The 22,198-nt window shown below is 50.1% G+C and carries 23 protein-coding genes and 3 pseudogenes; 10 read left to right on the top strand and 16 right to left on the bottom strand.

Annotation, left to right across the window (positions count from 1 at the left end; all coding sequences use genetic code 11):
• Positions 1 to 322: 322 nt before the first annotated feature.
• The 3 genes and pseudogenes from PPHA_RS16875 to PPHA_RS12385 all read left to right on the top strand — a co-directional run bounded on the left by PPHA_RS16875 (position 323) and on the right by PPHA_RS12385 (position 2,561).
• A pseudogene (locus PPHA_RS16875) lies at positions 323 to 1,271 on the top strand (ATP-binding protein).
• A gap of 718 nt (positions 1,272 to 1,989) precedes the next feature.
• Positions 1,990 to 2,133, top strand: coding sequence for a hypothetical protein (locus PPHA_RS16405; protein WP_223293924.1), 144 nt, complete (start codon positions 1,990 to 1,992; stop codon positions 2,131 to 2,133).
• Positions 2,134 to 2,249: 116 nt separating this feature from the next.
• Positions 2,250 to 2,561 (top strand): antitoxin, encoded by a 312-nt coding sequence (locus tag PPHA_RS12385; RefSeq protein ID WP_150085703.1) that lies wholly within the window; start codon positions 2,250 to 2,252, stop codon positions 2,559 to 2,561.
• 73 nt (positions 2,562 to 2,634) lie between these two features.
• On the opposite strand, the pseudogene PPHA_RS16400 reads toward PPHA_RS12385, so the two are convergent.
• From PPHA_RS16400 to PPHA_RS12355, 6 genes and pseudogenes are all read right to left on the bottom strand, one after another.
• Positions 2,635 to 3,210, bottom strand: a pseudogene (locus tag PPHA_RS16400) (DUF4143 domain-containing protein).
• Positions 3,211 to 3,285: 75 nt separating this feature from the next.
• Positions 3,286 to 3,960, bottom strand: a complete 675-nt coding sequence (locus tag PPHA_RS12375; protein ID WP_012509162.1) for a DUF4276 family protein — start codon at positions 3,958 to 3,960, stop codon at positions 3,286 to 3,288.
• Entirely contained in the window at positions 3,953 to 5,089 is a 1,137-nt protein-coding gene (locus PPHA_RS12370) for an AAA family ATPase (RefSeq protein WP_012509161.1), read from the bottom strand. The genes PPHA_RS12375 and PPHA_RS12370 overlap by 8 nt, the downstream gene beginning before the upstream one ends.
• A 405-nt stretch (positions 5,090 to 5,494) precedes the next feature.
• Positions 5,495 to 5,725: a type II toxin-antitoxin system RelE/ParE family toxin gene (locus PPHA_RS12365; protein ID WP_041526552.1), complete on the bottom strand. Its 231-nt coding sequence runs from the start codon at positions 5,723 to 5,725 to the stop codon at positions 5,495 to 5,497.
• Between the two features lie 204 nt (positions 5,726 to 5,929).
• Positions 5,930 to 6,142, bottom strand: coding sequence for a GNAT family N-acetyltransferase (locus PPHA_RS12360; RefSeq protein WP_223294047.1), 213 nt, complete (start codon positions 6,140 to 6,142; stop codon positions 5,930 to 5,932).
• Between the two features lie 20 nt (positions 6,143 to 6,162).
• Positions 6,163 to 6,489: pseudogene (locus PPHA_RS12355) on the bottom strand (type II toxin-antitoxin system TacA family antitoxin); the annotation flags it as partial.
• Positions 6,490 to 6,776: 287 nt separating this feature from the next.
• Here PPHA_RS12355 and PPHA_RS12350 point away from each other — a divergent pair.
• Complete coding sequence (locus tag PPHA_RS12350; RefSeq protein ID WP_012509160.1) at positions 6,777 to 7,169, top strand: IS1096 element passenger TnpR family protein; 393 nt, start codon at positions 6,777 to 6,779, stop codon at positions 7,167 to 7,169.
• A gap of 404 nt (positions 7,170 to 7,573) precedes the next feature.
• On the opposite strand, the gene PPHA_RS12345 is transcribed toward PPHA_RS12350, so the two are convergent.
• The 8 genes from PPHA_RS12345 to PPHA_RS12310 all read right to left on the bottom strand — a co-directional run bounded on the left by PPHA_RS12345 (position 7,574) and on the right by PPHA_RS12310 (position 14,505).
• Positions 7,574 to 7,855 carry a type II toxin-antitoxin system YafQ family toxin gene (locus PPHA_RS12345; protein WP_012509159.1) on the bottom strand — a complete coding sequence of 94 codons (282 nt, stop codon included), beginning with the start codon at positions 7,853 to 7,855 and terminating at the stop codon, positions 7,574 to 7,576.
• Positions 7,842 to 8,105, bottom strand: a complete 264-nt coding sequence (locus tag PPHA_RS12340) for a type II toxin-antitoxin system RelB/DinJ family antitoxin (RefSeq protein ID WP_012509158.1) — start codon at positions 8,103 to 8,105, stop codon at positions 7,842 to 7,844. Before PPHA_RS12340 ends, PPHA_RS12345 begins: the two co-directional genes overlap by 14 nt.
• Positions 8,106 to 8,345: 240 nt before the next feature.
• Positions 8,346 to 8,852 (bottom strand): methyltransferase family protein, encoded by a 507-nt coding sequence (locus PPHA_RS12335; protein WP_012509157.1) that lies wholly within the window; start codon positions 8,850 to 8,852, stop codon positions 8,346 to 8,348.
• 340 nt (positions 8,853 to 9,192) lie between these two features.
• Positions 9,193 to 10,467, bottom strand: coding sequence for a Ni/Fe hydrogenase subunit alpha (locus PPHA_RS12330; RefSeq protein WP_012509156.1), 1,275 nt, complete (start codon positions 10,465 to 10,467; stop codon positions 9,193 to 9,195).
• Positions 10,457 to 11,233 carry an NADH-quinone oxidoreductase subunit B family protein gene (locus PPHA_RS12325; RefSeq protein ID WP_012509155.1) on the bottom strand — a complete coding sequence of 259 codons (777 nt, stop codon included), beginning with the start codon at positions 11,231 to 11,233 and terminating at the stop codon, positions 10,457 to 10,459. The genes PPHA_RS12330 and PPHA_RS12325 overlap by 11 nt, the downstream gene beginning before the upstream one ends.
• 1 nt (position 11,234) lies before the next feature.
• Positions 11,235 to 12,059, bottom strand: coding sequence for an FAD/NAD(P)-binding protein (locus PPHA_RS12320; RefSeq protein ID WP_041526892.1), 825 nt, complete (start codon positions 12,057 to 12,059; stop codon positions 11,235 to 11,237).
• Positions 12,060 to 12,112: 53 nt separating this feature from the next.
• The gene (locus tag PPHA_RS12315) at positions 12,113 to 13,192 is read right to left on the bottom strand and encodes a 4Fe-4S dicluster domain-containing protein (protein ID WP_012509153.1); all 1,080 of its coding nucleotides are present in this window, start codon (positions 13,190 to 13,192) and stop codon (positions 12,113 to 12,115) included.
• Positions 13,193 to 13,263: 71 nt separating this feature from the next.
• Positions 13,264 to 14,505, bottom strand: coding sequence for a peptidase U32 family protein (locus tag PPHA_RS12310; RefSeq protein ID WP_012509152.1), 1,242 nt, complete (start codon positions 14,503 to 14,505; stop codon positions 13,264 to 13,266).
• Between the two features lie 575 nt (positions 14,506 to 15,080).
• Here PPHA_RS12310 and PPHA_RS12305 point away from each other — a divergent pair.
• The 3 genes from PPHA_RS12305 (at position 15,081) to PPHA_RS12295 (ending at position 17,531) form a co-directional block, all read left to right on the top strand.
• Positions 15,081 to 15,746 (top strand): class I SAM-dependent methyltransferase, encoded by a 666-nt coding sequence (locus PPHA_RS12305; RefSeq protein WP_012509151.1) that lies wholly within the window; start codon positions 15,081 to 15,083, stop codon positions 15,744 to 15,746.
• A 169-nt stretch (positions 15,747 to 15,915) separates the two neighbouring features.
• Positions 15,916 to 16,725: a hypothetical protein gene (locus PPHA_RS12300; RefSeq protein WP_012509150.1), complete on the top strand. Its 810-nt coding sequence runs from the start codon at positions 15,916 to 15,918 to the stop codon at positions 16,723 to 16,725.
• Positions 16,722 to 17,531 carry a TrmH family RNA methyltransferase gene (locus tag PPHA_RS12295; RefSeq protein ID WP_012509149.1) on the top strand — a complete coding sequence of 270 codons (810 nt, stop codon included), beginning with the start codon at positions 16,722 to 16,724 and terminating at the stop codon, positions 17,529 to 17,531. Before PPHA_RS12300 ends, PPHA_RS12295 begins: the two co-directional genes overlap by 4 nt.
• Before the next feature lie 83 nt (positions 17,532 to 17,614).
• On the opposite strand, the gene PPHA_RS12290 is transcribed toward PPHA_RS12295, so the two are convergent.
• Positions 17,615 to 18,370: a universal stress protein gene (locus PPHA_RS12290; RefSeq protein ID WP_397234060.1), complete on the bottom strand. Its 756-nt coding sequence runs from the start codon at positions 18,368 to 18,370 to the stop codon at positions 17,615 to 17,617.
• A gap of 62 nt (positions 18,371 to 18,432) precedes the next feature.
• Positions 18,433 to 19,188: a TerC family protein gene (locus PPHA_RS12285; RefSeq protein ID WP_012509147.1), complete on the bottom strand. Its 756-nt coding sequence runs from the start codon at positions 19,186 to 19,188 to the stop codon at positions 18,433 to 18,435.
• Positions 19,189 to 19,365: 177 nt separating this feature from the next.
• On the opposite strand from PPHA_RS12285, the gene PPHA_RS12280 reads away from it, so the two are divergent.
• From PPHA_RS12280 to PPHA_RS12270, 3 genes are all read left to right on the top strand, one after another.
• Entirely contained in the window at positions 19,366 to 20,757 is a 1,392-nt protein-coding gene (locus tag PPHA_RS12280; protein ID WP_012509146.1) for an aldehyde dehydrogenase family protein, read from the top strand.
• Positions 20,754 to 21,542, top strand: coding sequence for a patatin-like phospholipase family protein (locus PPHA_RS12275; protein WP_012509145.1), 789 nt, complete (start codon positions 20,754 to 20,756; stop codon positions 21,540 to 21,542). Before PPHA_RS12280 ends, PPHA_RS12275 begins: the two co-directional genes overlap by 4 nt.
• A gap of 72 nt (positions 21,543 to 21,614) precedes the next feature.
• Positions 21,615 to 22,175 (top strand): outer membrane protein, encoded by a 561-nt coding sequence (locus tag PPHA_RS12270; protein ID WP_012509144.1) that lies wholly within the window; start codon positions 21,615 to 21,617, stop codon positions 22,173 to 22,175.
• The last annotated feature ends 23 nt before the right edge of the window (positions 22,176 to 22,198 follow it).

Raw genomic sequence — 22,198 nt, 5'->3', positions numbered from 1 at the left:
GAAGCACTTCAAAGTGGCGAATGGCCTCTTTTCCCGGATTAGCCGATATTTTTATTTCGACCGGATAGAGTGTGCCGTTCTGATGAATGAGCAGATCGACCTCTTTTGCGTCTTTGTCGCGATAGTACCTCGTAATGCAAATGCCAATAACAGCATCGGCTCAGAACGGGTAATGAGCGTAGCGTTTTCTTCTTCTGATACATGAACGGGGATGTGGCGATGTGATTATTGTTATCTATATTGACAACTTGACGTATCATCGCCGACAATCAGACGAACTGAATCTTGCAATTGGCCGAAGATTGAATTACAGATAGCCGTCATGAGTGAAGAGACCATCCATCCCCGTTTTCTGCGCCCGCGCATCGTGGAAGCTCTGGCAGATACGCCGGTGGTTCTACTCCACGGCCTGCGGCAGTGCGGCAAGACCACGCTGGCCCGACTGGTGGGCGATGAGGCCGGTTTTGCCTATTTCACTTTTGATGATGATGTCCAGCGGGCGGCGGCCCAGACCGATCCGATCGGTTATGTGGCCGATTTGCCGGAACGGGCGGTGCTGGACGAGGTGCAGCGGGTACCGGAACTGTTTACCTCGCTCAAGGCTGCGGTGGATACCCGCCGGTTGCCCGGTCGCTTCATCCTGACGGGGTCGGCCAATGTGCTGCTGGTGCCGAAACTTGCGGATTCTCTGGCTGGCCGCTGGACAAACCGCGTGCCTGGTGAATGTCTCCGAGCTGGCTGCGCCGTTTCAGATCAGCCGCCAGACGATTCGCGAATATCTGACGCTCTTGTCCCGGATTTTTCTGGTGGACGAATTGCCTTCATGGCACAGGAACCGGATGAAGCGGCTGGTAAAGACACCCAAGCTGCATGTAGGCGACACTGGACTGGCCTGCGCCTTGCTTGGATTGAACGGTAACTCACTGTGGGGGGATCGCCCACTGTTTGGCAGGCTGCTGGAAACATTCGTTTATCAGGAGTTGCGACGATTGGCCAGTTGGCATGAAGAAGCTGTCGCCTTCAGCCATTTCCGTGACAAGGATCAGGTCGAAGTCGATGTGGTGCTGGAATCCGAAGGGCTTGTGGCAGGAGTGGAGGTCAAGGCGGCTTCAACCGTAACCGGCGATGATTTCAAGGGCCTGCGCAAGCTGAAAGACGCCGTGCAAAATAACTTTGCAGCAGGTGTGGTGCTCTACGATGGCGAATCTGTTGCAGGATTTGGTGACAGGCTCTATGCCGTACCCATCTCACGGCTATGGGCGGGCGATTGATGCCTTGCACCGAAGCTGTCCTCGTTCAGAGTAGTCACGGTGACGTGGTTTATGAACTGACCGGCAGGATGCTGCAGCGCTTCAGATTCTGACAGTGGTGGAAACTGGTATCGGCTATAGCGTTTTTCGGCTGATTTTATCATCGAGTATAAAAACAGCCGAAAATAAGGATGCGACCTGTGAGACTGATGCAGATGGGGGTACTGCCATCGTTATAATGCCGTTCCGAATTCTATCGGGAGGGGGCCGGGCTGGAGCCCGGCGCTCCCAGGGTATGTCCCCCCTCAGTGTACCGAACATGAAATGCAGGGGTCGTATGACATCACCAGCATGACACAGAGCTTTTCAGTCTCGCGGTTGGTTTTCCCTTCCTTCATGGCCTCGGCGGCAAGCGCCTTCAGGTCGTAATGGATATTGGCGTTGTTCTGGGTTGTCGGAATGATGCAGTCCGCTTGCCGTCATCGTCCATTTCCATTGGTGGTAGAGGACGCCTCTCGGAGCTTCTACAGCACCGGTGGCGGCTCCGGCTCTGGGCTTGTATTCGGCCATAATGTTGCGGAGGTCAGCGTCGTAGTAAAAAATGGATATCTCTTGTGTTTTGAGATTTTACCGATTGCATGCTAAAACACAAGACCCGCTCCTTGTTTTCATCGCTTGACCTTGCCCGAAACCTCGGTATAGCATTGCCAAACTGCACACATTGTGATAAATTGAAAAAATGAAAAGAATCAATTGGAACACGGAAAAGAGCGTGGTACTCAAAGCATCACGGGGAATCTGTTTCGAGGATGTGGTTTTTTTGTTGAAAGGGGTGATATTGGACGACTATCTCCATCCCAACCAGGAGGTATACCCTGAATAACGAATCATGGTATTGAGCGTGACCAATTACGCATATCTTGTACCTTAAGTTGAGTAATGAGGAAGAGTTGTTTCTGAAAACCATTATCTCGAGCAGCAAGGCCAATCAGCAATATTTTGGAGAAAATCATGATGGCTAAACTGACCAAAGAAGATAAGGAAATACTGGATAGCTTTGAAAAAGGTGAATGGGTTCCTGTTCCCGATCTTTCAAAAAGAAGAAAAGAGTTGGCTGAGTATGCTGGTAATTCTTTGAAAAAAGATAAGAGGCTGAATATTCGGATTTCTGAAAGAGACCTCACTGAGTTACAAAGAAAGGCCATCAAAGAAGGTTTGCCGTACCAGACTTATGTAGCAAGTATTATTCACAAGTTCATTAACGGAACACTGGTGGATGGAACAGCAAAAGAGGTGCAAAACAGGCGCTGATGATTTACCCTGTGGAGCCTCGACGAGGTTCGCGATTCAAATAGGGATTATGCCCTGTATTCCTGACTCCGGTTTACACCATTCCTGCAGGGACGTTATCGATGGTTGATGTGATCGGGAGGTATATGGGGGCAAGCGAGATGATGCATCCCTGCCCGATCGGTTGTTTCAGGGTTTGAAGTACCTGAAAATGGCGAATGGCCTCTTTTCCCGGAGTTGCCAATTTTTTTATTTCTACAGGATAGAGTGTGCCGTTCTGATGAATGAGCAGATCGACCTCTTTGGCATCCTTGTCGCGATAGTAATAGATTGGGGCAAGCTTGCCGTTATGCCACCAGCTTTTGATGTCCGATACCACCCAGCTTTCAAGAATGGCTCCTGACATAGCTCCAGCTTCCAGCGTTTCAGGTGATGTCCACTCGGTCAGCCACGCCGCAAGCCCCGTATCGAGGAAGTACAGTTTCGGAGTTTTCACCACTCTTTTGTTGATATTGGTGTGTCACGGTTCGAGCAGGTAGATGATGCCTGAATTTTCAAGAATCGAGAGCCATCGTTTTCCGGTCGTATGGTTGATGTCGCTCTGGCGGCAAAGATCCAGGATATTGAGCATCTGGCCGGTGCGTGCCGCACAGGAGCGGAGAAATCTCAGGAATGCACTTTCGTCGCCGACATTGGCGAGGTCCCGTACATCACGTTGCAGGTAAAACGTCGGTTTTCGGAGTTGTCAGTGCGAGAGATTTTCGAGTTTTGTTACCCAGTTATTGAATAACGGGCATGATTCCCGCATTTTAGGGATGCCTATGGCAGTGGCTATGGCAATGCCGGTTGTGGTTTTTTTGAACCGGCTCGAGAGTTTTTCCAGCCTTTTTGAAGGAGCGGTTGTTGAGTGATCGTTGATGTTCTCCGGCTCGCCGCATGTGGCCAGAATCTGCTCGATTGCTTTTTGCGGCACTCCAGACTGTTCGGCAAGACCAGGCGGGTCACTGAAGTAGAGGGCTTCGATCTCATACATGGAGAGATAAGGAATGAAACGCTGGGCGGAATTGAGGTCTGAGAACAGGGTATCGACCTCTTCAGCCGTAGCCTGGTTCATGATCTGGGCCTTACGGGTATGTTGCGTCTGCTTTTTTGATTCCGCGTATCCGGGCCAATCGCTGCCAATGCCGTAGTAATCGACCAATAATGTTATCCAGGTATTCTTTCTTTGTTTCAGATGTTTCTCGATGTCATTACGGGCGCGTGCAAATTTGACATCGCCACCTTTTTCACCAGGCTTATTCAAAATGACAGGTGTAAGAAACACGCCTTGATGCGCCAGATATGGCGCCAACAACCGTTTGACAAAGAGTTGTTCTGTTGGCCCTTCTGCAAGCACAATTACTTCGGCATAATCATTCATGGCAGGTGCCTCCAGCAATGATATTCCGTGACCAGAGCTCACCGACAGAATAATTTTCCAGCCATTCATCGAAATCGGCACGATGCAATCGTTCAAAAACAGATTGTCCCTCTCTGCGGTTTACCACCACGATATCTTCGATGGAAAACTGATCGAGCAGCAGGGGGGACTGCGTCGCGACAATGATCTGCGTTCGTTTTGCCGCATCACGAATCAGTTCTCCGAGAATCCTTATGGCCTCCGGATGCAGGCCAAGTTCCGGTTCGTCAATGACAATGACGGAAGGCGGAAATGGATTCAACAATGCAGTGGCGAGGCAGATGAACCGAATGGAGCCATCGGAGAGGTGATAGGGCTGCATTGGAAAATCGGAGCCTTTCTGTTGCCAACTGAGTTTGACTTTTTCCGCTTCGCCCATTTTGAGTACGTCAAGACGGAAATCGTCAAAAAAAGGCATGACCAGCCGGACGGTATTGATAATCTCTTTATAATATGAAGGGGCAGGGAACTTGTTGCCGGTTTTCAATTTCAGCAGAAACGGGGCGATATTGCCGCCGTCGCTTCCGAGCTTAGCATTGTTTTCGATGATCTGGTAGCGGCGCATAGGGGCCGATGAACTGGTGTCATGGAAGTGATAGACCATCCAGTTGGCTATGGATCGATAAACAAAATAGCCTACCCCATGTCCTCCCGTAGCAGATGGCTCTTCCTGCTCGTCCTCCAGTCGGCTTTCAAGTGATGGACTGCCATAAGGTCGCCAATTCGTTGTAACATATTTCCGTTCTTCAATGACAAGAAAGGTATCGTCAACAGTAGGGGTCAAGTCAAAACGGTAGTAGTTCGATCCTTGTCTGTAATCGCTATGAGACTCGAATTCAAACTCCATCGATATTGCGGGAGTGTTCCTGGGGCCATTATGAAGAAAATTGTCGGCCCCTCCATTTTCAAGAATAAACTTTTGCATCCCTTTGCCGGACATCGCCATCAGCAACTGAAAAACCTGCACGAGGTTGCTTTTTCCGGAGCCATTGGCCCCGATGATGATGTTCAGATCACGGAGTTCAAACTCCTTCAACTCACGAATCGACTTATACCCGTTGATGCTTATTTTTCTGATTGCTCCTTTCATATCGAATGTTGTTGGAGGTGTTGTTCATAGTAAGAAGAGTTGCCGATATCATGAGTGCCGACCTGCCGAAAAGGGAAGGGTTCGGGTCGTTCGTTGGCAGGCACGTTGAGGCGCATTGGCATCAGTTCGTGAATATGTGGCGAAATGGCTTTCAGCATTGGGTTCAGGAACGGTAAAATGGCGGTTCCGGTGTTTTTTTCGGTCCGATGTAAGCCGAAAAGTCGTGAGCGGCCCGGTATTCAGGTTCTTTTGCTCATCCGAAAGGAAAAGTAACGAAAAGCTTCGATAATCGTTTAATTTTGAGCGAGATGATGGGACGCACACAACTGCTTAATCTTTTGTGAAAGAATCAGAAGTGCCATTTCGCCCGATGGATTCAGATGAAGATAGTGGGCTTTTAAGGCTCTAAATTCTGATCTCTTTGCTGTGCCAGACACGAATAATAACAACCGTATCCTGTTTGTCCCACATATAGCGAAGCACAAAAGTGCCAGCACCAAAAGAGGGAAGCTGTTCGCGTCTGCGAGTGTCATCCTCCATTGGGCGGCCAATCTCGGGCATCGATTTCAGTAGACATGCGCCGTCCAGAAAGACCCTTGCCGCTCGTGCAACCTTTAGCAACCCAGATACTTCCACGTCATGTAGGGAATTGTTGACTCGCTTGGAGGAAAAAGCGCTCAAGTGTTCTGGTTTTGTAGGGCATGATTCGGCTGATTTTATCATCGAGTATAAAAACAGCCGATAAAACTTCTGCCAGCAAGAAAAACAGTGCCTCTGAGACCGAGGCTGGCGTGGGGAAAAGGTTCGGCGCGTAAGTTGATGGTTGCTGCTGATGAGCAGTCAGAGTTTCCTGAGTGTGCCTGATGGCAGAAACAATGTATGAGGTGCACCGATGCAGGGAATGAATCCATGGTGCAGGTAAAACGTCGCTGCGCTCTCGTCTTTTGCATCGATCAGCAAGGCATAAACAGCCATCAAAGAACTTGATGAGCGTACCAGTGCGTCTGCAATGAGCGTGTTGCCAAGTCCCTCTCCCTGATAGCTTTTATCGATGGCGAGTCGTTCCTGCCTGTAAGTGCTGAATGCCTTTCGAAGGCTCGTCGAAGAGCGTCATTAGGTTCTGGTGGATTCAGCAGGGCTTCGGCGAAAGCCTCTTGTCCTTCCACTGATAACTGAACGATAAAATTTTTTTCGATTGCCTTTGTGGCAGCATCGAGTGCTGCATGAACGACAAAATCGGTTACTGTTCTCCCCTGAATATCTGCGGCAAGTTTTATCCGGGTATGGGTTGCCCTGGAGATTCTCGCTTCAAGACGGGCTTTGCTCTCACTGCTTTGCTTTGCATCTTTTCGGGCAGCAGACTTGACAGTTTTGCTCTGTTCGTTTACGTCCGTTTTCATGATGACTCTTTTTTTGTACGGCAATTTACCGGAGTATATGAATTTCAAAACATAAACTATTCACAAGGAACCGTGCCTCACGGGTTTTTTGTTTCTCCGGGTGCAAGCGGCAGAAAAGAGAGTACCTCTGAGAGTGATGCAGGTGGCGAAAAGGTTTGGCTCGTAATGTCCAACGTCATCCGCTCCGCATTGCAATTGCCACAGTCAATGGAGTTGATTATCTTCTGACGTGGAACTGTCGGCACATTGCAAATCCAGACGTTAACGGGTTATAAAAAGAGGAGCAAATGGAAGTTTACAAATTACATATTTCGTTTCCGTATGATGAGAGTGACATCCCTTGGTCTAAAACCGTAGAGGTCAAAGAGGACTTTTCGCTGCGGCAGTTACATAACTATATTCAAAAGATCGTAGATTTTGATGACGATCATTTATACGAATTTTACGTTGGTAAGAAGCCTGGAAATAAGGCTTATTCAGTTTCCAGGAAAACTAAACTGAATGAAATATATCCAATGACGGGATATAAATTATACTATCTTTTTGATTTCGGAGACAACTGGTTATTTGAGATAAAGAAGTCACGAAAGAAAATAGTTGAAGAAAAAAATAAAAAATATCCGTTTATAGTTGAGTCAACGGGAGTTAATCCTGAGCAATATCCGGATTATGAAGAATAAAGCAGCTAACCAGGCACTGCAACTGACCCAATTCCGCAGCATCTTTTTCTTGCATGAAGAGAACAAAAAAGTTCGCGCTTCATTGGGCAACTGAGCGAAGCGCCAGGCGATAAAAAATACGAGAACATGCGAGATACGCGGAATTTGAGGCTTCTTTGGGTAGCTGATTGGGCATCTATGGTGCAAGCGGGAGGAAATCGCAAAGCCGATAAGTTTCAATTGCACCAGGCACACATTTGCCACGCTGTGCCTCTCTGCGGGGATGCCATTGAAGGTGGTGAGTGACTATCTTTGCCACAAGCTCAATCACGCAGACGGAGGTTTACGCGAGGCTTCTTGAGGATGAGCGGGATAGGTATTTTGGCCGGGTTGGGTTGACGGTTTCGGACGCCAGGGAGTTGACATTATAATCCGAGTTCACTGTGTGATCCAAGACGAACCAGCTCAAGAACGTCGTCGCCTGTTTTGCGGTAGATCAAAATAAGATCAGGCTTGATATGGCAATCGCGGTACCCTGTGAATTTTCCCATAAGCGCATGATCGACGGCATTGGGCGGCAAGACCTCATCGGACTCGAGGAGATCAAGGATTCCATTTAATAGAGCATCAAGGGATTTCCCATACATTCCTGATTTTTCTCTTCGATAGTCATGCCTGAATTTCCGGGATAGCTCAATCCTCCTCATTAAGCACCCTGAATAATTCTTCTCTGGAACCAACGGCGATAAGCTCTCCTCGTTGCGACTCCATAATAGCTTCTATCGTCTCGGCATTCGGAATGAGCGGATCAAATGGCAGTGCTTTTTCAGCGGCAACCCGCATCAGCATAAGGCGCACGGCATCGGACAGGGTGAGCCCTATGGCAGCCAGTACTGCGGTGGCTTCAGCTTTGGTTTTTTCGTCGATTCGCGCCCTCACAACAGTGTTTGCAATCATCTCTTTTCCTCGTTTTAACTTTCGTTCTTCTTTGGTGTAGCTACAATGTAGCGGAATGGCGGCGTTATTTCCAGAATATTTTTTCCGGAACGACTGAAACCTCACTCTTCCGGTAGATCAGGCAGGTGGCAGCGCCGGTCAATTGATAGTGTTCCCAACGCTCCCTATCCTCTTGCTTTTCCTGTTTTCCGTTCGTTGCGTGAAGGATTGAGCGTTACCGTCACTACATGGAGGTGACCTTCAGTAGATCCACGGGATAAACGTCTTTACTTTTTTTGCGTAGTCGGCGTATTCCGGATGCATCTGGGTCAGCCACCGCTCTTCTTTAGATGCTTTGTAGCTGAAAAAGAGAATGGCGACGACGAGCAGCAGCAGGTGTGAAAGGCTTATGCTGAAAACAGACCATCCTAATGCAGCGAAGAGCTGGCTGCTGTAAAGCGGATGGCGCACCATGCCGTAAACGCCTGTTGTCACCAGCCGGTTGTGATCGACCGGATAGGGAAGGGGGGAAAGAAACTCCTTGATGTGGTGTGAGCCGAGGCCGCCCAGCAGGATTGCCGCGCTCCAGCAGATGATCAGCAAGGCCCACCGGAGCAGAACGGTATTGGCGAAGAGCTCGGTTGCGCTCTGATCAGGCAGTACCGGGGTCAGGATAAATGCGGCCATCAGCAGGAACTGCATCACCACAAGGTGTTCGCCTCGCTTTCCAGGTGGCATCCGGTTCTGTATTGGTTTATCGGGGGTCATTGTTCGAGCGGAAAAAATTGGGTTTAATAATTACCTTTCAATAACGTTGATGGCTTTAACCGGACATCGCTTTCATTTGAAACTTGTACCATGATCTCTCCGAAAAAGACACTGCTTCTCCTTATCGACATACAGGGCAGACTTGCTCAACGTGTGTATCAGGCTGATCTGGTTGAATAAAATAGAAAAAAACTCATCAGCGCCTGCGGGATTCTCGATGTGCCTGTACGTTTATACCGAACAGTATCGACAACGTGATTTATTGATGTCGGAGATCCGCTTCAGAGAAACGGGCTTGCCGAACTGACCGGCAGGGTGCAACAGGTAACGGCAAGCCCCCCTAATGCACCGAGCATGAAATGCAGGGGTCGTAGGAGCGCACCAGCATGGTGGCGAGCTTTTCAATCTCCCTGTCGCTTTTCCCCTCCCTGAGCCCCTGCTCGGTGAGTGCACGCAGATCATGGTGGATGTTGCCATTATTCTGGGTAGTGGGGATGATGCAGTTTGCCTTGACCACTTTTCCCGCAGCATCGGTTTCCATATGGTGATAGAGAATTCCGCGTGGCGCTTCAACCGCTCCCGTGGCGGCTCCGGCCTGGGGTACATATGGTGTTTTTATCTCCCGAAGCTCCATGTCGAGCAGCGAGTTGATGAGCTGTTCAGCATCCTCAAGAATATGAACACACTCTACAAGCTGGGCGATGTTCGTCATGAAGGGGTTGTGGCAGATCGGCTTGAGCCCCAGGCTTTCCGCAGCCTCCTTTGCGCCAGGATGCAGCAGATCATGGTTGTTGTTGAAGCGTGCCAGCGCTCCGGCAACCGAGGATTCACGGCTCAGCCGGGTGAATTTTGAGGTGGAAAAATCCATTGTGTACTCATTGGTCATCAAGAGATAGTCATTCTCTTCCCGCTTGACACCGTCGCTCGATACCAGGCTGCCGCCGATTGAGGGGTAGCTTGAGCCATTGCGCAATGAGATAAATTCGGTTTCGCGCGTGAAATCAGGCATGACGAGGGAGCGGAAAAAAGCAGATGCCGTGGCGAGCGCAGGCTTTCTCTCCTGAATCATGGTACGAAGGTTGAGAAGCTTCTCCTTGTCGGGGGCCTTGCTGAGCCCTCCCACCACAAGGCTGACCGGGTGGGTGCATCGTCCCGCAGTTATGGCGCTGATTTCGTTGCCAAGCTCCTTGAGCTGCAGCCCTGCCCTTACCAGATCGGGGTGTGACTCCATCAGCGGCAGAACGCTGGCGCTGTTGGCAAAATCCGGTGCGATGAGAAAAAAGAGGTGCAGGGCATGGCTTTGCAGGGTTTCACCGTGCATGGCCAGCAGCCTTGTTTTTTCGGCAGCAACCGGCGGTGCTATCGCCATGGCTCGTTCAAGCGCCCTGATACTTGCAAGGGCGTGGCTGATCGAGCAGATGCCGCAGATCCTTGAGGTCAGAAAGGGCACTCGTTCGGCGCTCATCCCTTTGATCATTACCTCAAAAAACCTTGGGGTTTCAACAATGGCCCATTGGGCTTCGACCAGTTGGCCCTTCCTGACGGTTATCCTGATGTCTGCGTGCCCTTCAACCCGTGAGAGGTGATGGATAGCAATCGCGTAGTCACGCTTCATGGCTTTGGAATGCTTCAAATGCGTTATAAAAAGCCAGTTTTTCCTGCAGGTCGTCGAAGCTCAGCCCTCTTTGCCTGACAAGATCAAGAAAGGCTGGCATGTTGATCTCCTCTGACGGGCCCCGGCATCCGAGGCAGGGCGTTTTTCCGGTTGTACAAACGGCATTGCATCCGGCGCGGGTGATGGGTCCGAGGCAGATTTCGCCAAGTTCGAAGAGGCAGGTGTTGAGTTGTGCCTTGCATTCCACACAAACCGGGTATTTCGGGAGCGTAATCTGCGAGCCACGAACAAGGCTTACCACAATCCGCTCCACCTCCCTCTTGTCAACCGGACATCCGGGTATGGAGAGGTCAACCTTGACCACATCGCTGATCTTGCGTACCGGAAGGGTTTCAATCGGCATTCCGGGATAAACCGCATCAATCATCTCCCTGGCGGGAAAGCGGTTTTTCAGGCTGTTGATCCCGCCGAAGCAGGCGCAGGTGCCGAATGCCACAAGGATTTTTGCCTGCTGCCGTATTTTCAGCAGTCGCTCGACCTCATCCTGGCGGCTGATGCTTCCCTCAATGAGGGCGATGTCGTAATCGTCGTGCTGTTCCGACGAGAGCTCCCGGAAATTTCTGATATCAAGAAGATTGAGAAAATCCGCAAGTGTTGATTCCCGGTTGGCCAGTTGCAACTGGCATCCTTCACAGCAGGTGAAGTCGAAGGAGGCTATTTTCAGCCTTTCAAAGGAGACTCCCTGGTGAGCGATTAGTTCTCCCATTCTAAATGGCCTCCTTGAGATTCATGACCGTCCAGTAATCGAAAACCGGGCCGTCAATACAGGTAAAGGTGGAGCCAACCATGCATCGGCAGCATTTTCCCATGCCGCAGTGCATCCGCCTTTCCAGCGAAACGAACATGCGGTTCATGGGTATGCCAAGCCGGTCAAGATAACCGCAGACAAACTTGAACATGACCGGCGGGCCGCAGACGATGGCCCACGTTTTGGCGGGATCAATTGAAATATCGTTGAAGAGATCAGTGATCATGCCCTTTTTTCCCTTCCATCCGCTGTCGCCATGTTCAACAATGGTGTGCAGGTTGATATGGTTGATCATCTTCCACTCGTCGAACTGCCACGTGAAGAGAAGCTGCGAGGGCTCTTTTGCACCATAGAGCAGGTTAACGTCAAGAAATCGGTCGCGGTGTTCATTGATCCAGTAGAGCGGTGCACGGAGCGGCGCAATGCCGAGCCCTCCGGCAACCAGCAGAACGTTATGGCCGCTCATCTCATCCATCGGAAATGCCGATCCAAAAGGGCCCCTTATGGCAACATGGGCACCCTCTGTGAGCGTGAAAAGGGCAGAGGTCACATGGCCCGCCTTGCGGATGCAGAGTTCCAGAAACTCATGATTGCTGTTGGAGCTTGAAATCGAGATCGGCACATCACCATAGCCGGGCACTTCGAGCATGAGAAACTGGCCGGGCCTGAACCTGAAGAGGGAGCGCTCGACAGGATCGATAATGCGGAGCTGAAAAAGCTTCTCCTGTTCGGTGAGACGAACGATATTGGTAACGGAGCACTTGTAGCCAAAGTCGGTTTTCAATACCTCCGACCGCCGGTTGAAATCAGGTGCCGATGAGGCGAAGTCCTCCCGGTTTATGTCCTGGCAGGGGATGACGAAACGCAGATCATGCATGATTCTTTCTCCATTCTGAGGTCGTTGATCACTTCTTTCGGGTTGATCCCGGCAAGGCATGCCCTGCCGCACCGATTGCATCCCACACAGATCTGCTGATTGGCGTTTTCGGCAAATCCCCGGTGCTGGTGATAATAGCGATATTTCAGTCGGTCGCCGTTCTTCGGACGAAAATTGTGTCCGCCGGCAACAACTGCGAAATCAACAAGATTGCAGGAGTAAAGCTTTTTTTCGCGTGAAGCCACTTTCAGGCTGGTGTCGAATGATTCCGTGACCGAGTAGCAGTAGCAGGAGGGGCACACCATGGCGCAGCTTCCGCAGTTCAGGCATTTATTGCCCCATTTTTCCCAGACGGTGGAGTCGAACTCAATGTCGAGAATGGTTGGAAGCCCCGTGACATCAATTTCAGTTTCAAAACCATTCTGTATCTGTTTGCGCCGCTCAACAAGGGCGCAATTATCGTCATAATTTGGGTCGCGGGTCTCGAACTCCTTGAGAAAATTAAATGCTTTTGACGAATTGATCGAGAGGTAGTAGTGGTCGCCAATATCCGAACAGAAGAGGTTGAAGCCGGTCGTGACCGTATGATGGTTCATCGATTTGCAGAAACAGTCCGGCAGGGGCAGATGATCCATGCCGATAACAAAGGTGTTTTTGCGTTTGGCCAGATAGTAGGGTGATGGAAAATGGCCGTTGAGCAGGACGTCGTCAAGAATGTTCAGGGCGCTGATGTCACATGCTCTCAGACCGATGAGCACTATCGGTGTTGCTTCGTAGGCAATCTGCTGTTCCCAGTCATCCCCGCGAAAAAGAAAACGCGACAACTCTTCGCGGAAAGGAAGAAAAAAATGCTTCGCCGACGATGCCGTGGCGGTATAGTCGAAGGCGATATCACGGGCCGACTGTACCGGCTGGAACTGGTAAACAGGATTGCCACGGTGATCTCTATCAACCTCCCTGGGCCCGAAAGAGCGGTTGTTTTCGACCAGGGCCCCTATAAACTTTGTGAACTCCTCTTTGGAAATGACTTTGTAGATCATCGCTCAAGCTCCGGTTTCTCTCATCCTGCAAAAGAGCATTGCACTGGTAAAGGTACGTAAAATCGTTCGGTTTACGCTCTTTTTTCAAGAAGATAAACCTTGTCATGTTTCCTTACCTTGGCACACCGCAAGGTAACATTGTCGCCTTTGATGGCATCGAGATCGGGTCGGTCATTGGTTAAAAAGGAGTCGGCAAAGGCGGTGACGACACCGGTTTTTGCCCCCTGGATGGAGAGTTTGTCGCCGCTTTTAAGGCCGCGAGCCAGGATATGGATCTCGGCAACCTCCACTTTTGGATAATATTTCTGTACCTCACCGATATAGCTCTTTTTCTCTTTGGCCAGTGAACCGTACTCCCTCACCCACTCTTCAAGAGGCTTGCCAAAATAAAAGCCTTTCGAAAATCCACGGTTGTAAACGGTTGCAAGCTCCTCCTTGAGCTGTGTTGTCAGTTTGCTGTACTCATTTCTGAATTCCGGGTCGTTGCGGCGGGTGGTGCAGAAGTCGATCGAGCTGCGGTATGCTGTTGTGGCCGTATGCACATATTCCGGGCTGCGGCTTCTCCCTTCGATTTTGAAGGCGGTTATTCCCGCATCCATCAGCACATCAATAAATTCCACCGTACAGAGATCCTTTGGACTCATCACATAATCTGTTCCAAGCACAAGTTCCTCCTTCTCTTCCGGATCGGTAATGAGATACTCCCGACGGCACGGCTGCACACACTGACCACGGTTTGCCGAGCGGCCGAACAGATCCTGTGACATGAAACAACGCCCCGATACGGCAACGCACATGGCGCCGTGAACAAAGCATTCAATCTGCACATCCAGCCCGTCTGCCTTTATGCTATTCGTAATATGGCGTACCTGTTCAATGGTAAGCTCTCTTGCGAGTACAATCATTTTTGCCCCGAGAGCGGCATAGAATTTTACAGCGCTGTAACTGCTGACCGATGCCTGTGTCGAGATATGAAAGGGTATTCCAGCTTTCCTGCAGGCCTCAATTACCGCCATGTCCGAGCAAATGATGGCGTCAATTCCCACCCTTTTTGCTACGGCGATGGTCTGCGTCATCTTTTTCAGTTCATTGTCATAGACAATGGTATTCAGTGCGAGGTATTTTTTCGCATTGTATTCCTTGCAGAGAGCCTTGATGGCAGGAAAATCAGCAGGAGTGAAATTGCTGCTCCCTGCACGCATGTTATAGCCCTCGGCTCCGAAGTAAACCGCATCCGCTCCCGCCTTCAGTGCAGTAAGCAATCCGGTCATGTCGCCGGCAGGCGCAATCAGTTCAACCTTTTTTTCCAGCATGTACGCGTTACTGTTTCATTTTCCCAAGGGCTCCTGAAAATCAGTTGCCATCTAACAGAGTGGAACCTGTGGGTTGCCTTTAACGATAACAATCTTTCGGAAATTCTGAAGAGAGATTTGCCATTTTATCTGCAATGAAAATGAAAATCGTCAATCAGGAAAGAGGCGATTCTGAACCCGGCTCTTTTTTATTACGTCAATACGATATTTATTTTGTACTTTAATACCGTGTGTGAAGTGTAGGGTTGTGGCTCTTTTTTTAGGAATCTCTTGATTTGTAACGTTTTTCGCGTACAAATTTTACCGGCAGTGGCTCTCTACTGCCGCTTTTTTTTGATCCTTCAATGGACTCTCCCTTCGATATGGTGTTTGGTTTGTTAAGTTCATTTTTTTTGAGGGTTCATTGTATTGAGCTGATGACGTGTTCAAGATGGAAGGGAAATCCGGTACTGAATTGGATTTATGGGTCTGTTTGATTTATGTTTCAGGAGGAGTCGCTTGGATCAGCTTTATCGGCTCTGAAAAACATCTGCATACCCTGTTCTTGATTCTTCCACAGTGTCAATTTCAAGACGATGACTTATTCCGGAGATGGCTTCCTGCACAAGTATTTCCTTGGTAATTCAGCGAAGCGATTGCATAAATGGCTTCACTATTTCGATATTTATGAGCGGCATTTCTCAAGATTCAGAGGCAAGGCGCCCGTCATGATTGAAATCGGCGTTTTTGGTGGCGGATCGCTCGCAATGTGGAAAGAGTACTTTGGCAAGGAGGCAAAGATCATCGGTATTGACATTGATCCGGAATGCAAGGTACATGAATCGGATGGAGTCGAAATATTTATAGGCAGCCAGGATGATCCCGCCCTGATCCAGCAGATATTCAATAAGTACCCCTGGGTTGACATTGTTCTTGATGACGGAAGTCACATGATGCATCATATGGTCTCCTCATTCGAGTTGATGTACGATAGGGTGCAACCTAACGGAATCTATATGGTGGAGGATACCCACACCTGCTATTGGCCTGAATATGGCGGTGGATTAGAGCTTCCGAACACCTTTATCGAATATGCAAAGCATAAAATGGACGAGCTGAACGCTGTTCATTCGAGAGAGATTCTTCCGGTTTCAACATTTACCAAATCTACGGATTGCATTGCCTGTTACGACAGTGTGGTTGTTTTCGAGCGGCGCCCACAGGGAATGCGACAAGCGATTATTACCAATCCAATGAGTTGAGCGTGAGGTATATGCCATATTCTGTTGCACCTGTTTCATCAGGAAGGCTTACATTTGCTGTGCATGATCAACATCAGAAACTGCGGGCACTCTTCTGCAATCAGGATGCTCCTCTCTTTCTGTTCTTGAGTCAGTTACTCCATAACGATATAAAAGAGAAGCAGGGATTATGAATGACCGTTTTTTTCTGAAATTGCTGCTGGCGCTTTTTGCCGGGCTCATTTTCGCCGAGGTGCTGGTTGTTCTGCTTTTCGGGCTGCGGCTGGAGCTTATACTCTTCTGCTTTATTGTTGTCGCGGCTTTGACCGGTATTGCGGTCGTTGTACGCCTGCTGCTGGTGGAGCGGAGGGAGATTGACTCGGTTTCCATGCGGCGCGCGATGCAGAAGCGCGAAGGCATCATGCAGGATCGGTTGAAGGAGTATGATGTTGATGAGGAGTTTATCGGGGGGAAAAAAGTGATGCGCCCGAAAGGAAACAGTATGTCACCCGCTCATCGGGAACACCTGAGTGATAAGAGCGCTTCCCCGGCTGCTCCGGTTAGCCTCTCGATTGAAGAGGCAATTCGGCTCCATGCCGGGATGTACGGGGGGCTTGAAAAACTGCTGCAACTGATGGAAAAGATAGATGAAGCCTCTTTCAGCTCCCTTGTGCAAAAAGCGGGTCTGGGTACTCTTTCACGACAGGAGGTCATGCTCAGGATTACCTGCATGATTGATGAACAGGCCTCTTCAGGCGGAGCTGCCAGCCGGAAGTCATGCATTATCGAGGGTTATTCCATGGAAAGTGAGAGTTTTGACGACTATATCCGGCGCAGTATGAGTGGTTCAGAGGAGGCTTCGGAGAGCGGGGATAAAGGCTTTTCCATTGAACTGGACGGCGCCGCTCTTTCAAAGGGTGTTGGTGTGCCTCCAGCGGATTTTTCCCACGATCCGAAATCGATGATTGCAAGTCTGAAAAGAGCGGGATCGCACACATGAAACCCGTTGCAACCACGCCCTTAAGCAAAGCGAAGCTTCAGAAGTACGTTAAACTTCATCAGAAAAAGTTCAGGGATCAGGAGCGCCTCTTTCTTGCCGAAGGGCTCCGTACGGTCAGGGAGCTCTGCCTCAACCTGCCAAGTGAGGAGATGCTTGTCGCTCTGCTTGTCAGGGAGGGAGAAGCGGAGGTCGCCCGTTTTGCTCAACCCTGGAAGGGAAAGCTCTTTTCCATAGGCGAAAAAGAGTGCGCCCAGCTTTCCGAAACCGCAACGTCGCAGGGGATTTTCGGTGTTTTCCGTCAGCAGCGTCCGGTTGAGCCTGCTGCAGAAGCGGTTTCTGCAACGTCCGACAAATCACTCATCGTTGCGCTTGATGATGTTCAGGATCCGGGCAATGTAGGTACCATTCTCAGAACAGCGGTCTGGTTCGGAGCTGATGCCCTCATTTGCAGCACCGGAACAGCCGACCGCTATAACGCCAAGGCAGTCCGCTCTTGTGCCGGAAGCATCTATGCCATCCGCCATTATGGTGTTGATCGACTTGAGCGTGAACTCCTCTGGTTTAAGAAACAGGGCTATTCCATTACCTCTTCATCCCTTGAAGGAAAGGATTTTCGTGAGTTCAGCTCCTGGCCCGCAAAACAGGTGCTCGTGATCGGCAACGAAGCCAACGGCATCAGTGAACCCGTAAAAGCGCTGGCCGATCGGCTGGTGCGCATACCCCACAGCGGCAGAAGCGTGCGGGTTGAATCGCTCAACGCCGCAGTCTCCGCCGCCATCCTTATGGAGCGTCTGGTGCTTTCATGAAAGTGTGAGAAGTTCTTCAACGCCTTATAATTCATCCGGTTGTAACGGGAAAATTGCGTCTGATGGTGTGGAATAACCGCGCACTACACCAGCAGCACAGGAGAATCAATCTCATTGATGAGGTTGTGCACGGTTTCTGTCGGCAGGCGCATCCGGTCGCTCAGGACATGCAGGCCTGAATCGGCCATGCGGATATACTGGGCCAGCGTTTTTTCGTCATGGAGAGGGAGGTGATAGTATGCAAGATCGGTATCAGGAACCATCATGCTGGAGGAAAGTTCATGCTCCATCATCTGCGCCTCTTCCGGGGTTTCTCCAAGGATCAGCACATTGAGCATGATGCCCGGTTGTGCGAGGTCGAGGGCGGCGCCGAGAGCCTGTTGTGCTCCTTTGGAGCCATCATAGAGTACCAGAAGTGGCCACTCTTTTGCAGTAAAACCGGTACGCATGAAGAGGAGCGGCCGTTTTCCTTCAGCAAGAGCCTTTCTTGCTGTTGAGCCGAGTCCTTTGCGGCAGGAGGGTGACCGGCCTTTGCGACCGAGGAGAAGGAGGTCGGCTTCATGTGCAGCGAGAATCACCTCTGCGGGCACCAATCCCCGGCATACCCTGAACGAGTGCTCTACCATGAGCTCTCCGGCAATGCGCTGTAAGGTGCTTTCAGCCTCTCTTGCCTGTCGTTTCAGTGAGCGTTCAAGCTGCACCTGCTCAATATTTTCAGGTTCGGCGCTGTTTTCATGGCTGCAGGGCAGTTCTGCCATCCGCAGCAGATTGATATCTTCAACAAAAATGCCAACCAGATCAGCATGGAACAGCCGGGCCAGTTCGGCTCCGGCTGACAGTGCGGCGATGCTGTGCGGTGAACCGTCGAGGGCAACGGCGATATGGCGGATGACAAGAGTGTTCAGGCGCCATCTCCGTCAATATTCATGGTTGGATGCAGACGGACTGGCTTCGGAGCTTTTTTGCGCAGTCGGATATTGAGCATTTCAACCGAGATGGAAAAAGCCATGGAAAAATAGATGTATCCCTTTGGAATCTCAAAACCGGCCCCTTCGGCCAGCAGGGTGACGCCGACAAGAATGAGAAAGCTCAGGGCAAGCATCTTGATGGTTGGATGCTCATCAACAAAATCGCTGATCGATTTTGAGGCAACCATCATGATGCCGATCGAGATCATGATGGCGATGATCATCACCTCGATATTTTTTGCCAGTCCAACGGCTGTGATGACCGAGTCAAGCGAAAAGACAACGTCGATAATGGCAATCTGCAACATGGTAAGGATGAAGCTTCCATTGGAACTGCCTTTTTTTTCCTCTTCCGAGCCCTCAAGACTCTGGTGAATCTCCTGTGTGCTTTTTGCAAGCAGAAAGAGTCCTCCGCCAATCAGGATCAGGTCGCGTCCTGAAACATGGTGATCAAGCAGGGTGAAAAGGCCTGTTGTCAGGCTCATAACCCAGGTAATGGAGAGCAGAAGGGCAATTCTGGTCAGCATGGCGAGCCCAAGTCCGATAATTCTGCCTTTGCTTCGCTGCTGTTCCGGGAGCCGACCGACGATAATTGAAATAAAAATAATATTGTCGATGCCGAGTACAATTTCCAGAGCCGTTAATGTCGCCAGGGCAATCCAGGCTTCCGGCTGCGTGATCCATTCCATAAGGGGTGATATTAGGGTAACTGTTTTTTATCCAAAATAATGTGAAACTTAATGTACTGAACAGATTGTGCCCGGCAAAAATTCAGAAGCTGTAAAAAGGTTTTGGCAAGATGGTACTCGTTTTTTCGTTACGTTGTAGCTGTAATATTTTTGTTGGATGATTTTACCCCCTCCTCCATGCAAAAAGAGAGCTCTTTTCCTGAGTTGGCGGTATTGAGAGAGACCTTTGAGAGCGGTGTAACCCGTGACCTTCCGTGGAGGCGTTCTCAGCTTCTTGCACTTGAAACCTTTCTCCTCGATCGTGAAAAGGAGATTGCTGCAGCCGTGCATGATGATTTCAGGAAGTCTGAGGCGGAGACCTTTCTGACCGAGACGGGGTATCTTCGTGGCGAAATCCGCTTCGCACTGAAGCATCTCAAATCATGGATGAAGCCTCTCCGGGTTTCCATTCCGCTCATCTATCAGCCCGCAAAAGGTTCATGTTACCATGAGCCCTATGGAGTCGTGCTTATTATCGGGGCATGGAACTATCCCATCAACCTCTCTCTTGCACCTCTTGTCAGCGCACTTGCTGCCGGTAACTGTGCTGTCATCAAACCATCGGAACTCGCTCCTCACAGTTCAGCACTGATTGCCGAGGGGTTGGGTCGCTATCTTGACCGGAGCGCTGTCAGGGTGATTGAGGGTGGTGCAGAGGTGGCAAAGGCTCTGCTTGCTGAGCGATTCGGGTACATTTTCTATACAGGCAGTCTTGCGATTGGCCGGGAGGTCATGCTTGCCGCAGCGAAGCATTTGACTCCATTGACCCTCGAACTTGGGGGAAAGTGTCCCTGTATTGTTGAAGAGAGCAGTGACCTCAGGGTGGCAGCTCGCAGAATTGTCTGGGCCAAGTTTTTAAACGGAGGGCAAACCTGTCTTGCGCCTGATTATGTTCTGGTAAACGAAAAACGGGAAGCGGAGTTGCTGCGTTACATGCAGGAAGCCATCACCGATTTTTACGGTGATGACCCCCGGTTGAGTCCCGATTATCCCCGTATTGTCACGATGGATCACTTCATGCGGGTTGAAAAACTGCTTGACGGTTCATCAGTCTGGAGTGGAGGAGGGTGCGACCAGGCAGAGCGCTACATTGCCCCCACCATTCTTCGTGGAGTGACGCCAGCCTCTCCCGTTATGCAGTCGGAAATTTTTGCTCCCCTGCTGCCGGTCATTGCCTATTCGGATCTTGCAGATGCGCTTGAAATCATCCGCAATGGAAAGGAGCCGCTTGCACTCTATCTGTTCTCTTCCGATCGTGCTGTACAGGAACGGGTCGTGCGCCACTCCCGTTCAGGCGGAGTCTGTATCAACGACCTCCTCTTCCAGGCGGCGCTTCATAACCTTCCTTTCGGCGGGCTTGGCCACAGTGGATTTGGGGCCTATCATGGCAAGGCGGGGTTTGATACCTTTTCCTTTCAGCGCACGCTCATGCACCGCTCGCTCTATCCCGATCCCGATTTGCGTTACCCTCCGTACAGCAGTACAAAATTCGGACTCCTTAAACGCCTTGTTACCTTTTTCCAGAGATGAAAAAAACTGCTCTTGCACTCGGGGGAGGAGCTGTCCTCGGTGCCGCTCATGTTGGTGTGCTGAGGGCGCTGGCTGAATTGCAGATTTCGGTATCCATGGTCAGTGGCACCAGTATTGGCGCCTTTATTGCTTCGCTCTATGCTTTTGGCAAAAGCTGGCAGGATATTCGCGATATTGCCTTTTCTATGGACTGGTTTGATCTGTCGAGTCTGTCGCTTTCGCAGTACGGTATCCTGACGAATAAAAAATTTGGCGGTATTGTAACTGAGCTGCTCGGAGAGAAAGATATCAAAGACGCCTTGATCCCGCTTTTTATGGTCGCAACCGATATTGGAACCGGCAAAAAAGTTGTTTTCAGCGAAGGGAATGTGGCTGCTGCGGTGATGGCAAGCAGTTGTATTCCCGGTATTTTCAGACCAGTTGATTATTCCGGTGCGCTCCTTGTCGATGGTATGCTTGTGGAAAATGTTCCCGTCTCCCCACTTGTGGAAAATGGTGCGGAATCGATTGTCAGTGTTGATCTTCTGGCCTTTCATGTTTTCAAAAAACCTGAAAATATTATCGGAATTTTGCTGAACGCATTTTACAGTTCGCTTACCAATACAACAGCCATACAGATAGCCGATGCAGATTTATCTATTTCGCCAAATCTGTCGAAATTCAATCTCATCGATTTCGACCAGATTCCTGATCTCATTGAGGCGGGTTACCAGGCATCCTTACCCGTGCTGAAAGAATGGGTGGCAGGAATGAGGAACGCCTCCGGCTTGGTCGAGTTGGAGTAAAGTGTTATTTTGTTAATATGAGTTAAAAAGAGACGATTATCTTTCCGGAAAAAGAAAAAAAGAGAGTCCGTTATGAAAAAAGCAGCAGTAGCTCTTTTGGCCGGGTTTGTAGCGCTGTCATCTTCAGTTTCATCTGCTTTTGCGGCGAAACCTTATCTGAGCGGTCGCTTTGCTGTATCCATGCTCTCTGATTCTGAAATCACACCACTCTCTTATGACACAGGGTATATGCTTGCGGGTGCGGTTGGGCTTGATAATGGCCCCTATCGCATTGAAGCGGAATTGGGTAGACAGAACAGTGGAGTTTCAAAGAGTCTCCGCTCTCTGGTGATGACAACATACATGGGCAATCTCTCTTTTGATCTGGATTTGCCTGTTGCTCCGCTCAAACCCTTTATCTCTGCGGGAGTTGGCTTGGCCAATGTGAAAGAGGATGATGGCATTGGCGGCAATGTCGATGACATGGTCTTTGCCTGGCAGATTGGTGCCGGAGCCGGGTTTGATGTTGCGCCCCTCGTAACCCTTGAGGTGCAGTATCGCTATCTTGTCGCCAACGATCCTGAGCTTGCAGAGCACAAGAAGTACACTATCGATAATCACAACGTGCTCCTTGGTCTGAGAGCAGGGTTTTGAAGTGAGGCTTTTTGACTGTTTTG

Source organism: Pelodictyon phaeoclathratiforme BU-1, from assembly GCF_000020645.1.
GTDB lineage: Bacteria > Bacteroidota > Chlorobiia > Chlorobiales > Chlorobiaceae > Chlorobium > Chlorobium phaeoclathratiforme.
Note: the sequence above shows the minus strand (reverse complement) of the source record. Positions and strands in the feature narration are given on the sequence as shown.

Bases quoted from the DNA above. Each gene is read 5' to 3' on its own strand.
- PPHA_RS12285 (WP_012509147.1), bottom strand. From the start codon at position 19,188: ATGGAATGGATCACGCAGCCGGAAGCCTGGATTGCCCTGGCGACATTA.
- PPHA_RS12375 (WP_012509162.1), bottom strand. From the start codon at position 3,960: ATGAATGATTATGCCGAAGTAATTGTGCTTGCAGAAGGGCCAACAGAA.
- PPHA_RS12335 (WP_012509157.1), bottom strand. From the start codon at position 8,852: ATGACCCCCGATAAACCAATACAGAACCGGATGCCACCTGGAAAGCGA.
- PPHA_RS12300 (WP_012509150.1), top strand. From the start codon at position 15,916: ATGAATGACCGTTTTTTTCTGAAATTGCTGCTGGCGCTTTTTGCCGGG.
- PPHA_RS12315 (WP_012509153.1), bottom strand. From the start codon at position 13,192: ATGATCTACAAAGTCATTTCCAAAGAGGAGTTCACAAAGTTTATAGGG.
- PPHA_RS12340 (WP_012509158.1), bottom strand. From the start codon at position 8,105: ATGATTGCAAACACTGTTGTGAGGGCGCGAATCGACGAAAAAACCAAA.
- PPHA_RS12280 (WP_012509146.1), top strand. From the start codon at position 19,366: ATGCAAAAAGAGAGCTCTTTTCCTGAGTTGGCGGTATTGAGAGAGACC.
- PPHA_RS12295 (WP_012509149.1), top strand. From the start codon at position 16,722: ATGAAACCCGTTGCAACCACGCCCTTAAGCAAAGCGAAGCTTCAGAAG.
- PPHA_RS12370 (WP_012509161.1), bottom strand. From the start codon at position 5,089: ATGAAAGGAGCAATCAGAAAAATAAGCATCAACGGGTATAAGTCGATT.
- PPHA_RS12325 (WP_012509155.1), bottom strand. From the start codon at position 11,233: ATGGGAGAACTAATCGCTCACCAGGGAGTCTCCTTTGAAAGGCTGAAA.
- PPHA_RS12305 (WP_012509151.1), top strand. From the start codon at position 15,081: ATGACTTATTCCGGAGATGGCTTCCTGCACAAGTATTTCCTTGGTAAT.
- PPHA_RS12350 (WP_012509160.1), top strand. From the start codon at position 6,777: ATGGAAGTTTACAAATTACATATTTCGTTTCCGTATGATGAGAGTGAC.
- PPHA_RS12330 (WP_012509156.1), bottom strand. From the start codon at position 10,467: ATGAAGCGTGACTACGCGATTGCTATCCATCACCTCTCACGGGTTGAA.
- PPHA_RS12345 (WP_012509159.1), bottom strand. From the start codon at position 7,855: ATGAGGAGGATTGAGCTATCCCGGAAATTCAGGCATGACTATCGAAGA.
- PPHA_RS12310 (WP_012509152.1), bottom strand. From the start codon at position 14,505: ATGCTGGAAAAAAAGGTTGAACTGATTGCGCCTGCCGGCGACATGACC.
- PPHA_RS12270 (WP_012509144.1), top strand. From the start codon at position 21,615: ATGAAAAAAGCAGCAGTAGCTCTTTTGGCCGGGTTTGTAGCGCTGTCA.
- PPHA_RS12275 (WP_012509145.1), top strand. From the start codon at position 20,754: ATGAAAAAAACTGCTCTTGCACTCGGGGGAGGAGCTGTCCTCGGTGCC.
- PPHA_RS16405 (WP_223293924.1), top strand. From the start codon at position 1,990: ATGAAAAGAATCAATTGGAACACGGAAAAGAGCGTGGTACTCAAAGCA.